The sequence below is a fragment of the Bacteroides sp. 11BF genome (assembly GCF_019633765.1).
Lineage (GTDB): Bacteria > Bacteroidota > Bacteroidia > Bacteroidales > Bacteroidaceae > Bacteroides > Bacteroides hominis.
The window spans coordinates 216,518-229,688 of sequence record NZ_JAFKPJ010000005.1 but is presented as its reverse complement, the minus strand read 5'-3'; the positions used below and the strand labels follow the sequence as shown (position 1 = coordinate 229,688).

Below are 13,171 nucleotides of genomic sequence, written 5' to 3'. Positions count from 1 at the left end.
TGTTGCCTAAAACAGACTTTTATGAAAACAGACCAATTGCTTGCCGATACGAAAACGATCCGATATGAAGAGACCGATCTGACTTCTTTGATATCGACTCCATATCATTTCCGGTGTGGTATCTATCTGATTTGTACGCGGGGGGAAGCCGTTGTCTCTACCGGTGTGCAGAAATATATATTTAATGAACAGACAGAACTGATCTTCCTGACCGGTAGCTTGCTGCAAGTGCTTGAAGCTTCCGAAGATTTGCAGGTGAAAATGTTGATGTTTCCTAAAGAAGCATTTCTAAATGCCATGTTACCTATTGATACACCCTACTTTAATTATACTCACGAACATCCCTGTTACCGCCATACTGCTGACGAACGAAGTCAGAAGACTTGGCGCCAGATCAATTTGTGGATGGATATGGCACAAATGTTGTTTACCGAACCGATGCCGCAGTTCAGAGGACAACAAGAGCACAATTTTTTGCAAAGTTTGCTCATGTGGCTGTTTAATACGATTCCGGAAAAGTTGGCTGTCAGCAAGCAATATAGCCGTACTCAATTACTCTGCCACCGGTTTATGCAATTGATCCGCGAATATAGTATGCATGAACATCAGGTAGCTTTTTATGCCGGAAAACTTTGTATATCGTCTCGTTACCTGCATAAAATTACAGTTCGGCATTTAGATGGAAAGAAACCCAAGCAGCTTATTGATGAACAGTTGGTGGCTGAAATAAAGGTACTGTTGAATGAACCCCGTCTATCTGTAACAGAGATAGCTGAGCAACTGCATTTTCCGGATCAATCCTATTTGACACATTTCTTTAAGAAGAATACAGGTATCTCTCCAAAAGAATTTCGGGCGATAAAGAATCTCGGATGAGGCTGAGTCTGCCCACTCTTCTCCGTTATTGTAATAGTGGGAGCATGGCTCTTTCATTTAACAACCGTCTTCCTCCCTTGCCTCCCCCACAAAACCTTCCATTCGCACACAGCGATGCGGAAGCAGTGCTTCGTTGTTTCTTTTTTAAGAAAGAATCCGGCCGACTATTACCGAAGAAATCCAGCAGATTAACCATTATCATACAACTCTTTATCCCATCCCGCATACCTGGGCTGATGAGCCCACATGCCCGGGCCGATGAGCCCGCATACCCGGGCTGAGATAAAGATCCGACCATTTGCACTAAAGAGAGTAAGGGAAATGAAATGCTTTTAGAGAGATAAACGGATAAGAAATTGGATATATCCATTTGTTTTCCAAACCGTTACTACTGAAATTTCCCCTAAAACAGCGGGTGGAAGATGGGGGTGGAAGATAAATGGTATAAAAACCGCATCTTCCATCAATATATACATCTCACAATCAACGATATGCATTCTAAAAGGTGGAAGATGGAAGATCGAAACGTGTTTTTTGTATGAGAAGAAGGCGGGGTAAATGAAAGAGCCGCGTAGTGGGAGTAGAATAAAAAAGATAATTCTTGCTTTTCCGGGTTATTCTTGCTATTATTGCAACCATAGTAACAGGACTATGAAAAACTAATTTCGGGAAAAAGGTGATTTACATCAAAAAACACTTTTTCTTCCTCAAAAAGAAATTGTATGAAATATATTTGTTTTTGGGCATGTATATTGCCAATGATATTATGTTCAGGTTGCTCCTCTCCCCATTTTAAGGAAATAAGTTTGAATGATGCGGAGTTGGGACTCTGTTCTTTTCGTGAATTTGACTTAGATTCTACCAATATCTTATATCCGCGCGGACTTTTTTATTTTGATCATCACTTGATATTGGTTGAGGTAAAAAACAATCCGACACTTTCTTTCTGGACGTCAGACAGCTTGAAGTATGAGTTTTCATCGGGGTATATAGGCGGAGGCCCCAATGAGCTGATTCGTCCCCGCGCTGATTACTTTACAAGTTCCGATTCCAGTTTCTTTATCTTAGATTCTGATATAGAACGAGAAATCAAGATTGAAAACAGGGGCATTTGTATACTAAATAATATTCCGATAGCCGTTTCGGATGCAATAAATCAGCTGGTTCGATTGGATCATGGGCATTATATCATGAGCGGTAAAACGGATGGAGCTTCGGGTAAAGAGCATTTCATATATTCTAAAGGGGAATTTACCCCTTTTGGAGATTATCCTTCTACGGATTTAGAGAAGATGGAGCAAGCAAAATTCGATTATAAGTTTACAGCGGGAAAAATGGGAAAGAAGGTTATATTGGATTTTTATTTGTATCATAATCTTATACGAAAGTATAGTATAAAGGGAGAGCTGTTGCAGGAAATTAGGTTGCAGGATATTCCGGACAGGCATAATACGTATGAAAAGTTCAGGGAACAAAGTGTGTATCCTTATTGGCGCAAGGCTGTGGCTACTGATGATGCAATTTACGTTCTTTTTTATCAAGGAGTTACTGAGAAAGTAATATATAGTGAAGGAGCAATACCGGAATTGCAAGTATGGGATTGGGAGGGAAAACTGAAAAAGAGATTTTTATTTGATAAAATCTATGATAATTTTACTGTCTCTCCCGACGGTCGGTTGTATGCATTGAATACACAGGAGCCATATAAGATATATACTTATGAAGTCGGTAAATAATGCTTTGCCATTGGATAAAGTGAGTTTATGATATTTGCGTCCGATGAAGGGGGAATGAAATAGAAAGAGCCCGGCACAATACCGGGCTCTTTACTCGGGAGACTATGAGGTTTGATCTGACTTCCAGCTTTATATGGAAACTTTCGGACAGCGTGGTTCCCTTCTCGTGGAGAGTCGGGACTTTTTAGATACCTGCCAGTTCCAGTACCTTTTCAACAGCAGCGTTCAGTCCGTCCGGATTCTTACCGCCGGCTGTCGCAAAGTGAGGTTGACCGCCACCGCCACCTTGAATCAGTTTGGCAGCTTCTTTTACCAGATTACCTGCTTTCAATCCGCCTGCAACCAGATTATCGCTGATCATGACCGTCAGCATTGGCTTGTTGGCATCAACTGTTCCGGCTACAAAGAATAGGTTCTCTGTAATTTCGCCACGGAGTTGGAAAGCGATGTTCTTCACTACTTCCGCGGGCATCGGCAGGCAGAACTTAATGACTTTTATGCCGTTAATCTCTTGTACATTCTTCAGCAGGCGTTCTTTGACGGCGGCTTCTTTCTCTTTCATAAAGTCTTCCACCTGTTTTTTCAGCCCTGCGTTTTCATCGATATACTTACGAATGGCTACGCCAAGGTCGGGAGCATTGTTGAAAAGAGCTTTCAAATCGTTCAAAGTATCCTGGATCGTATCCAGCATTTCTTCTACGCGGGCTCCGGTATATGCTTCGATACGGCGTACGCCGGCAGCTACTGAACTCTCAGAGATAATTTTTACCATACCGATGTTTCCGGTAGCAGCAACGTGAGTACCTCCACAGAATTCAATGGAGGAGCCGAACTGGATAACACGTACGTGGTCACCATACTTTTCACCGAACAGGGCGATTGCCCCCAGTTCTTTAGCTTCTTCGATAGGGATGTTGCGATGTTCCTGCAATGGAACATTGGCACGTATCTTTGCATTTACCAAATGCTCCACTTTGCGGATTTCTTCATCCGTTACTTTCTGGAAGTGAGAGAAGTCGAAGCGCAGAGAATCCGGAGTTACCAAGGAGCCTTTCTGTTCAACATGTTCTCCCAATACTTCACGGAGTGCTTCGTCCAGTAAGTGAGTGGCAGAGTGATTGGCTGCACAAGCTGCACGTTTGTCGGTGTTTACACAAGCCATCATCGGAGCCTCCGGATGTTCGGGAAGTTTTTTTGTTATGTGTATCGGAAGATTGTTTTCTTTTTTAGTGTCGATCACTTCAATAGTTTCGAACTCACTTACCAATACACCGGTGTCACCTACCTGACCACCGCTTTCTGCATAGAACGGGGTATAATCTAATACGATTTGGTACAGAGTCTGATTTTTCTGTTTCACCTGGCGATAACGCAGAATAGAGGTTTCATATTCTGTATAGTCATACCCTACGAATTCTGTTGTGCCTTCTTTCAAAATAATCCAGTCGCCTGTTTCAATGGCAGCGGCGTTGCGTGCACGTTGTTTTTGCTGTTGCATTTCGGCGTCGAATTCCACTGTGTTTACTGTCATGCCGTTTTCACGCAGAATCAGTTCTGTCAGATCGAGCGGGAAACCAAACGTATCATACAGCGTAAAGGCGTCTTTGCCACTGATTTCTGTTTTTCCGGTGGCTTTTGTGTCCGCCATGGTTTTGTCGAGCAAGCGGATACCGGTTTCCAAAGTGCGTAGGAATGATTCTTCTTCTTCTTTGATAACCTTTTCGATCAACTCTTTTTGAGCAATCAGTTCCGGATAAGCATCACCCATGCTGTCAATCAGAACCGGAAGCAATTTGTACATAAACGCTTGTTTCTGTCCAAGGAATGTATATCCGTAGCGAACGGCACGGCGGAGGATACGACGAATCACATAACCGGCTTTGGCATTCGACGGCAATTGTCCGTCGGTGATTGAGAAAGCGATAGTACGGATATGGTCGGCAATCACACGCATAGCGATGTCGTTCTGCTCATTCTTGCCATATTCTGTTCCCGCCATTTGAGCGATTGATTTGATCAGTGGCTGGAATACGTCAGTGTCGTAATTGGATGTTTTACCTTGCAAAGCCATGCAAAGACGTTCGAATCCCATACCGGTATCGATAACTTTTGCCGGTAGCGGTTCGAGGCTGCTGTCGGCCTTGCGGTTGTATTGCATGAATACGAGGTTCCAGATTTCTATTACCTGGGGATGATCATGGTTCACCAAATCGCGTCCTGAAATCTTAGCACGTTCTTCAGCCGGGCGGAGGTCGATGTGGATCTCCGAGCAAGGACCGCAGGGGCCTGTATCACCCATTTCCCAAAAGTTATCATGCTTGTTGCCGTTGATGATATGGTCTTTGGGAAGGAATTGTTCCCAGATGGAAGCTGCTTCGTTATCACGTTCCAGCCCTTCTTCGGGGCTTCCTTCGAACACCGTGGCATACAGGTGTTCCGGGTTCAGCTTCAATACATCTACCAGATATTCCCATGCCCAGCTGATGGCTTCTTTCTTGAAATAATCGCCGAATGACCAGTTACCCAGCATTTCGAACATGGTGTGATGATACGTATCGTGTCCCACTTCTTCAAGGTCATTGTGCTTTCCGCTTACGCGAAGACATTTTTGCGAGTCCGCGACTCTGTGGTATTTCGCCGGGTGGTTACCCAAAATAATATCTTTAAACTGGTTCATCCCTGCATTGGTAAACATCAGGGTAGGGTCATCTTTAATCACCATCGGAGCCGAAGGAACAATCTGATGTCCTTTTGACTCGAAGAAATTCTTAAACGAATCTCTGGTTTCTTTTGCAGTCAACATACTTCTATATATCTATTGTTGAGGTTAATATTCTGAAAAAAGCAGTGCAAAGATAGCTTGTTTTTATTATTTTTGCCGTATTAACAAGCGAAATATTTATAAGATGCGCAAAGTTTACTATATCTATAATCCGCAAACGCAGACTTATGACCGGATTTATCCGACTGTCCGACAACGGGCATTGAGCATTCTCCGCCGTCTTTTTATCGGGATGGGGCTGGGGGCCGGCAGTTTCATTATATTGTTACTGATTTTCGGTTCTCCTTCAGAGAAGGAGTTGCGGAAAGAGAATAGCCAACTTTTGGCACAATATAATGTTCTTTCTCGTCGTCTTGACGAAGCAATGGGAGTGCTTCAGGACATTCAGCAACGTGATGATAACCTTTACAGGGTCATTTTTATGGCCGATCCCGTTTCACCGGCCATTCGTCAGGCGGGCTATGGCGGTACGAACCGTTATGAAGAACTGATGGATATGGCCAACTCAAAACTGGTGGTTAATACGACTCAGAAGATGGACGTGCTGAGTAAGCAACTTTATATACAATCCAAGTCGTTTGACGATGTGGTGGCGATGTGTAAAAATCATGACCAGATGTTAAAGTGTATTCCTGCCATCCAGCCGATATCTAATAAAGATCTTCGGAAGACAGCTTCCGGCTATGGTACACGTATCGACCCTATTTACGGAACGACGAAGTTTCATGCCGGTATGGACTTTTCTGCTCATCCCGGGACGGATGTGTATGCCACTGGTGACGGGACAGTGGTGAAAATGGGGTGGGAGACCGGTTATGGCAATACTGTTGAGATTGATCATGGCTTCGGGTATCGTACCCGTTATGCTCATTTGCAGGAGTTTCGTACTAAACTGGGTAAAAAAGTGGTACGCGGTGAGGTGATTGCCGGAGTGGGAAGCACCGGAAAGAGCACCGGACCGCATTTGCATTACGAAGTGCATGTCAAGGGGCAAGTGGTGAATCCGGTTAATTATTACTTCATGGATTTAAGTGCGGAAGATTATGAACGTATGATTCAGATAGCCGCCAACCACGGTAAAGTGTTTGACTAAACAAAAAGAGAATTATGCAAAATACAGAAAGGGATCTGAAATTATATTACTCTATCAGTGAAGTTGCCCAGATGTTCGATGTCAATGAGTCGTTGCTTCGTTTTTGGGAGAAGGAGTTTCCGCAAATTGCCCCTAAAAAGGGTAGCCGTGGGGTGCGCCAATACCGGAAAGAGGATGTAGAAACCATCCGTCTGATTTATCACTTGGTGAAGGAACGGGGGATGACTTTACCCGGAGCCCGCCAAAAATTGAAAGATAATAGAGAGGCAACAATCCGGAACTTTGAGATTATCAATCGTCTTAAGCAGATTAGAGAAGAACTGCTTGGAATGAGGAATGCCCTTGATAGATTTTCAACGACGAACGGAGAGGAACGATGAACGCAGGTTGGTACTCCTGTTATCGTTCATCGCTGATGGTTCATTAGTTTTCTACACGTGTCACTGACTTTATATTTGGAATCTTGCGCAAATTGTTGCAAATGGCTTTTACGTCTTCCACATCGTGCACGTATAACTGTACTTTTCCTTCAAAAATGCCGTCATTGGTCTCCATGTCCAGCTTTCGGATATTAACGTTCAGTTGGCGTGAAATGACCTGCGTGATTTCGTTCAGTAATCCTACATTATCTATGCCTTTTACATAAATATATACCAGGAAAGAAAGTTTCTTGTGTGTATCCCATTCTGTGGCAATGATACGGTTGCCATAACTGCTTTTTAACTTAGCCGCTACCGGACATTGGCGTTTATGGATGATGATGCGGTCGTTTTCATCCATATATCCCAGTACGTCGTCACCGGGGATGGGATGACAACATTCGGCCATGATATATTTCTTTTGCAGGGCATCTTCCGTCAGTTTAAGAATCTGTTTGGTATTAATCTTCTCTTTTTCTTGCGGTTCTTTTTCTTCCTGCTGTTTGTCTTTATTGTTGTTGCCAAAAGAGAAAGTCAGATACTTCATCCAGTTACTGCTTTGCTTCTCCTTCAGTTCATTCTTGTCGGCGTCTCCCAATACGATGGTTTTGTTGCCGATGGCTACATGGAATTCTTCTTCATTCTTCATGTTATGCAGTTTGCATAACTTCTCGATGATAGCTGCTTCCGGACGGATCTCTTCTTTCTTAAAGAATTCGTTCAACAATTCTTCTCCTTCTTTCTGGAAGGTTTTTCGTTCTTTACGCAGAATAGCTGCAATCTTTGCCCTTGCCCTTGCAGTAGTGGCAAATACTTCCCATTGTGGCTGTACACGTTGCGACTTGGATGTCAGTATCTCCACCTGATCTCCACTTTGTAATTTATGGCTTAGGGGCACCAGTTTATGATTGACTTTGGCGCCGATGCAATGGCTTCCTATATCTGTGTGCAGGGAGAATGCAAAATCCAGCGCAGTAGAGTTCTGTGGCATGGTTTTAAGCTCTCCTTTCGGAGTGAAGACAAAAATCTCCGAAGCAAATAAATTCAATTTGATTGTATCGAGGAAGTCGATGGCGTCCGGTTGCGGATCGTCGAGTATTTCTTTAATAGTACGCAGCCACTTTTCCAATTCACCTTCATCTTCGCTGCCTCCTCCTTCTTTATATTTCCAGTGGGCGGCAAATCCTTGTTCGGCTACATCGTTCATCCGTTCGCTACGTATCTGGACCTCGATCCATTGTCCGTTGTTTCCCATCAAGGTGACATGCAGTGCCTGGTATCCATTGGCTTTCGGGTGGCTCACCCAGTCGCGCAGGCGGTCGGGGTGGGGTTTATAGATTTTAGAGATTGAGACATAGATGTCAAAACAATCATTCAGTTCCTCCTCCATATTGCGTGGTTCGAAGATAATTCGTACAGCCAGCAGGTCATAAATTTCTTCAAAGGGAACATGCTTGGTTTGCATTTTGTTCCAAATGGAGTAGATTGATTTCACGCGTGCCAGGATACGGTATTTTAGTCCCATCTTATCCAGTTGCTTTCGTATCGGGGCGGTGAATTCATTAAATACCTTGTCACGTTCGGCCGCTGTTGCGTTCAGCTTTTCTTCAATTTCCTGATATTCTTCAGGATGTTCATATTTGAAACTGAGGTTTTCCAGCTCTGTTTTGATCTTATACAGTCCCAGGCGGTTGGCAAGAGGTGCATAAATATACAATGTTTCGCCTGCGATCTTATACTGTTTGTTGGGTAACATAGAGCCGAGGGTACGCATGTTGTGCAGACGGTCGGCTATTTTGATTAAGATCACCCGGATGTCATCGGACATGGTGAGCAGGAGCTTTTTAAAGTTCTCTGCCTGTGCCGAAGCGCGGTCACCAAAGATACCTCCGGAAATTTTAGTTAGCCCGTCGACAATTTGTGCGATTTTAGCTCCGAAAATGTTTTCGATATCTTCTACCGTATAGTCGGTATCTTCTACGACATCGTGCAAAAGGGCAGCACAAATGGAAGTCGAACCAAGCCCGATTTCGTTGCATACGATTTTTGCGACGGCAATGGGGTGCATGATATAAGGCTCCCCGGAGCGTCGTTTGATGCCTTTATGTGCCTGATTGGCAAAATTAAAGGCCTTGGTTATAATCTCAATACGTTTACGGTGCTTGGTAGCAAGATAATCGTTCAGCAATTCTTGAAAAGCTTGTTCAATCATTTGCTCTTCAGCTATTTCTTTCTGGTTCTCAGTGTCCATAATTTAGTCCTTTCGTTCCTTTTCTGCAAAAATAATCAAATTTAAACATCAGGCAAGCGAAAGGGGATTTATTTGTATATTTTCAAACGTTTTCCTGCGGAAATGTTAGTTCCCCGCAGTCCATTCCAACTTTGAAGATCTTTTACGCGTACACCATATTTTGCTGCAATAGCTCCCAAGGTGTCTCCATTTTTGATTTTATAATATGTAGGTGTACCATTGCCTGCTTTGGCAGAGCTACCTTTCCTTCTGGAAGCAGGACTGTCATTTTTAATGGCTACTGTACGTCGGTTTTTGAATAATTCGTCGGCACGGTGGGCGTAAATAGTGTCCTGGCGATCGATGAACGAACTTACGGCGTTTTGTGGAAGGCGCAAAGTATAAGGTTTGCTTTCACCCGGAATTATCTCTTTTTTGTATTGTGGATTGAGACTTCTGATTTGATCCATCGGAACATTGCACAAGTCGGCAATCTGTTGGAAGTGAAGGTTTTTGTTTACCTGAATCGTATCGGTGCTTTCCGGAATATCGGTTTCCATCGGACAGATATTATGATCGCAGTAATAGGTCATTACATAGTTGGCTGCTATAAATGCCGGTACATATCCTCTTGTTTCTTTGGGCAAGTAGTTATAGATGCTCCAATAGTCGGTTTCTCCTCCTGCACGGCGGATGGCTTTGTTGATGGTGCCCGGTCCGCAATTGTATGCTGCGATCACAAGATTCCAGTCATGATAAATATCATATAAATCTTTCAGGTAGCGTGCTGCTGCCCAAGTTGCCTTTATCGGGTCACGACGGTCGTCCACCAGGCTGTTCGATTCCAGCCCGTACATTTTGCCGGTTCCTATCATGAACTGCCACAAACCTCCTGCACCTGCGCGTGATACTGCCGACGGGTTCAGAGCCGATTCGATGATAGGTAAATACTTCAGCTCCAATGGCAGATTATACGCATCGAGAGCTTCTTCGAAGATAGGCATGTAGAAGTTGCAGGCACTCAGCATAAAAGATACCTGATTTCGCAGGCGGCCGGCATACATATCGATGAACTTACGTACGATTTCGTTGTATGGCATCTCCATTACGGTCGGCATACGCGATAAGCGGTCGATATATACGGAGTCACTGAACAACGGATTGATTTCCGCCGTACTGCAATCTTTTCCTAAGTCAATGTAGTTTTTGGCTTTCCAGTCGTTGAGCAGACTATCGAGGGGATAAGTCATACTTTTCGGAAGCTCGATGCTTTCCTGGCGTTCTTTGCCGTTGTCGCGAATCACTACGTCTACACTCTGTGCGTTTACCTTTGGGGTGGCAAACAAAAACAATAAAATCAGGGGGCAATAGTTTGCTAATTTCTTCATTCTTATTTGTTCAATCTTCATGGGTTAAAATCTGAGGCTGCATTGCACGCCTACCGACTTACTGCCGGGTTGTAACGGGTTATTATTTATAATAGTAGGTTCCACCCTCATGCTTAGGTCGGGTGATATGTCGAAATTGGATAACTCCGCGTCTACATAGGCGTCGATAACGGAAATCAGATACACGCCGATGACAGCGAATATACTGAGGTCACGATAACGGCGATACGTATCTTTCCGTTTGCGGAGTATATCTTTCAGCTGGGTATCGGTGTAATTGTGATTCGGCGGAAGTAAATCCTGATAGCTGTTCGTATTTGGATTATTGTCCATAATATCCATATAAGCTTGAGCATAGTCCTTATACATTTTCCCGTTCCAGCTTAATGCGTAGGCGCATCCGGCGAATCCACCATATATAATAGGTAGTTTCCAGTATTTGCGGTTATATATCTGTCCGCCACCCGGAAACACGATGGCATACCAGGTTGCTTTTGTTGGGTTAGGTACGAACATTTTTTTAGGCATGATGGGAGGCGGCAGGCTATCTGTCTTTACGACTGACGGAATGACAGGTGTTTCTATCTTTTCCAGGTTCTGCCGGTTGACTTCCTCGAGGCTGTCTGCCGTAACAATGGCGGGTTTCCGGTTTTCCAAACTGTCTATCGGCGGGAGGATAACCGCTTTATTCACTTTCACACTGTCGGCGACCGGCGAAGAAACTACCGGTTCACGATGGCGGCGTGCCCGTGCTTTAGGAGCCTCGCGGACCGGAGAGATGGAATCCTGGACTGTTTTTACAGGCTCCTGTGCATACACATCAATCCCTGCTACCTGAAAGAAACAGAGAAGCAGGGCAATGTATAGCTGATATGTTTTACTTTTTTTCGTCATTTATTTCTTCAGTGAGTCGAAGATTTCCATGATACGTTCCAGTTCCTCTTCATTACTAAAAGGAATACTGATCTTCCCTTTGCCCTTTTCAGAGCAAGTCAGTTGTACCTTGGTGTTAAAGAATCCCGATAGATGTTGTTTCAGCATGTTGAATTCCTCGGGCAGTTTGGCCCGCTTCGGGGTAATCTTTTTGGTTCCGCTCTTCACGGCTTCTCCTTCGCTCAGTGATTTTACTATTTCTTCTACTTTGCGGACAGAGTATCCGTGTTCCAGAATTTCTTCGAAAATTTTAACTTGTAGTTTCGGGTCGCCCAGTGTGATCAATGCCCGGGCATGTCCCATGTCTATCTGTTTGTTCTGCAATGCCATTTGTATCGGTGCAGGCAATTTGAGCAGACGCAGATAGTTGGCAATGGTTGTGCGTTTCTTGCCGACACGTTCACTTAACCGTTCCTGTGTCAGGTCATATTGCTCTATCAAGTGTTGGTAAGCCAGTGCGATTTCTACCGAATTAAGATCCTCGCGCTGTATATTTTCTATCAGCGCCATCTCCATCACGTTTTCATCATCGGCTGTGCGGATGTATGCAGGAATCGTGTCCAGTCCGGCTTTCTGTGAAGCGCGGTAGCGACGTTCCCCGGCAATGATCTGGTACTCGTCGTCCGAGACTTTGCGCAGGGTGATGGGTTGGATAATTCCTATTTCCCTGATCGAATCGGCCAACTCTTCCAGTGCCGTTTCATCAAATTCGCGACGTGGCTGGTTGGGGTTGACGGAGATTTTCGACAGTTCTATTTCGTTAATAGACGAAGAACCTTCGGTTTTCACCTCCTCCATGGAGAGCAGGGCGTCGAGCCCGCGGCCTAATGCATTTCTTCTTTGTGTTGCCATATCTTCGTTTATTTACTATTTCTGCTTATTAGTTCCTTAGCCAGTGCCAGGTGATTTTTTGCTCCGGTAGATTCTGCATCATATAAGATGGTGGGCAGTCCGTAACTGGGTGCTTCACTGAGCTTCACGTTGCGCTGGATGACGGTTTTGAACACCAGTTCCTGAAAGTGGCGTTTCACTTCGTCATAGATCTGGTTGGCTTGGCGCAGGCGTGAGTCGTACATCGTCAGCAGGAAGCCTTCTATTTCGAGTGCCGGGTTCAGTTTTGATTTGATAATCTTGATGGTATTCAGCAGTTTGCTGATTCCCTCGAGGGCAAAGTATTCTGCCTGTACGGGGATAATCACCGAGTCTGCTGCCGTCAGGGCGTTGATTGTGATCAATCCCAGCGAAGGAGAACAGTCTATCAAAATATAATCATACTCTTCCTTTAACGGAGTCAGCACTTCTTTCAGTATCTTTTCGCGGTTTTTGAGATTTAGCATTTCAATTTCGGCGCCTACCAGATTGATGTGCGATGAAATGACTTTCAGCGAATCAATTTCAGTGTCATGAATAGCGTCCTGTACGTTGGCTCTGTCGATAATGCATTCGTAGATAGTACATTCGGATTGCTTGATGTCGACTCCCAATCCGGAAGAGGCATTTGCCTGTGGGTCTGCATCAACAACCAGTACTTTCTTTTCAAGCGTAGCCAGCGAAGCTGCGAGGTTAATCGTAGTCGTTGTTTTTCCTACACCACCTTTTTGATTGGCCAAAGCAATTATTTTTCCCATATTATCTAAATTTATTGGCAGCGAAATAAGTGATAAATCCTCAGAGCGCCTACTAAAAAATAGAAACTTTGCTTAATCTGTTGATA

The 13,171-nt window shown here is 44.2% G+C and carries 10 protein-coding genes; 4 read left to right on the top strand and 6 right to left on the bottom strand.

What is annotated here, in order from left to right; translation table 11 throughout:
• Positions 1 to 21 precede the first annotated feature (21 nt).
• Together JZY04_RS07325 and JZY04_RS07320 are read left to right on the top strand one after the other, a co-directional pair.
• Positions 22 to 876: an AraC family transcriptional regulator gene (locus tag JZY04_RS07325; RefSeq protein WP_005818326.1), complete on the top strand. Its 855-nt coding sequence runs from the start codon at positions 22 to 24 to the stop codon at positions 874 to 876.
• Positions 877 to 1,598: 722 nt separating this feature from the next.
• Positions 1,599 to 2,612, top strand: a complete 1,014-nt coding sequence (locus tag JZY04_RS07320; protein ID WP_101602584.1) for a BF3164 family lipoprotein — start codon at positions 1,599 to 1,601, stop codon at positions 2,610 to 2,612.
• Between the two features lie 184 nt (positions 2,613 to 2,796).
• Here JZY04_RS07320 and alaS read toward each other — a convergent pair whose 3' ends face one another.
• Positions 2,797 to 5,415: an alanine--tRNA ligase gene (gene alaS, locus JZY04_RS07315; protein ID WP_122141581.1), complete on the bottom strand. Its 2,619-nt coding sequence runs from the start codon at positions 5,413 to 5,415 to the stop codon at positions 2,797 to 2,799.
• 103 nt (positions 5,416 to 5,518) lie between these two features.
• Between alaS and JZY04_RS07310 the strand changes: the two genes are divergently transcribed.
• Positions 5,519 to 6,487, top strand: a complete 969-nt coding sequence (locus JZY04_RS07310; RefSeq protein WP_005775469.1) for a M23 family metallopeptidase — start codon at positions 5,519 to 5,521, stop codon at positions 6,485 to 6,487.
• Positions 6,488 to 6,501: 14 nt separating this feature from the next.
• Entirely contained in the window at positions 6,502 to 6,867 is a 366-nt protein-coding gene (locus tag JZY04_RS07305; protein ID WP_005775470.1) for a MerR family transcriptional regulator, read from the top strand.
• A gap of 43 nt (positions 6,868 to 6,910) precedes the next feature.
• Here JZY04_RS07305 and JZY04_RS07300 read toward each other — a convergent pair whose 3' ends face one another.
• From JZY04_RS07300 to JZY04_RS07280, 5 genes are all read right to left on the bottom strand, one after another.
• Positions 6,911 to 9,157, bottom strand: a complete 2,247-nt coding sequence (locus JZY04_RS07300; RefSeq protein WP_122141582.1) for a bifunctional (p)ppGpp synthetase/guanosine-3',5'-bis(diphosphate) 3'-pyrophosphohydrolase — start codon at positions 9,155 to 9,157, stop codon at positions 6,911 to 6,913.
• Positions 9,158 to 9,225: 68 nt separating this feature from the next.
• Entirely contained in the window at positions 9,226 to 10,524 is a 1,299-nt protein-coding gene (locus JZY04_RS07295) for a lytic transglycosylase domain-containing protein (protein ID WP_005810436.1), read from the bottom strand.
• Between the two features lie 24 nt (positions 10,525 to 10,548).
• Positions 10,549 to 11,418, bottom strand: coding sequence for a DUF5683 domain-containing protein (locus tag JZY04_RS07290; protein WP_122141583.1), 870 nt, complete (start codon positions 11,416 to 11,418; stop codon positions 10,549 to 10,551).
• Entirely contained in the window at positions 11,419 to 12,309 is an 891-nt protein-coding gene (locus JZY04_RS07285; RefSeq protein WP_005775476.1) for a ParB/RepB/Spo0J family partition protein, read from the bottom strand. It lies immediately after the preceding gene.
• 8 nt (positions 12,310 to 12,317) lie between these two features.
• Entirely contained in the window at positions 12,318 to 13,085 is a 768-nt protein-coding gene (locus JZY04_RS07280) for a ParA family protein (protein WP_005784850.1), read from the bottom strand.
• Positions 13,086 to 13,171 lie beyond the last annotated feature (86 nt).

Coding starts and splice junctions, on each gene's coding strand:
- JZY04_RS07325 (WP_005818326.1), top strand. CDS start 22: ATGAAAACAGACCAATTGCTTGCCGATACGAAAACGATCCGATATGAA.
- JZY04_RS07320 (WP_101602584.1), top strand. CDS start 1,599: ATGAAATATATTTGTTTTTGGGCATGTATATTGCCAATGATATTATGT.
- alaS (WP_122141581.1), bottom strand. CDS start 5,415: ATGTTGACTGCAAAAGAAACCAGAGATTCGTTTAAGAATTTCTTCGAG.
- JZY04_RS07310 (WP_005775469.1), top strand. CDS start 5,519: ATGCGCAAAGTTTACTATATCTATAATCCGCAAACGCAGACTTATGAC.
- JZY04_RS07305 (WP_005775470.1), top strand. CDS start 6,502: ATGCAAAATACAGAAAGGGATCTGAAATTATATTACTCTATCAGTGAA.
- JZY04_RS07300 (WP_122141582.1), bottom strand. CDS start 9,157: ATGGACACTGAGAACCAGAAAGAAATAGCTGAAGAGCAAATGATTGAA.
- JZY04_RS07295 (WP_005810436.1), bottom strand. CDS start 10,524: ATGAAGAAATTAGCAAACTATTGCCCCCTGATTTTATTGTTTTTGTTT.
- JZY04_RS07290 (WP_122141583.1), bottom strand. CDS start 11,418: ATGACGAAAAAAAGTAAAACATATCAGCTATACATTGCCCTGCTTCTC.
- JZY04_RS07285 (WP_005775476.1), bottom strand. CDS start 12,309: ATGGCAACACAAAGAAGAAATGCATTAGGCCGCGGGCTCGACGCCCTG.
- JZY04_RS07280 (WP_005784850.1), bottom strand. CDS start 13,085: ATGGGAAAAATAATTGCTTTGGCCAATCAAAAAGGTGGTGTAGGAAAA.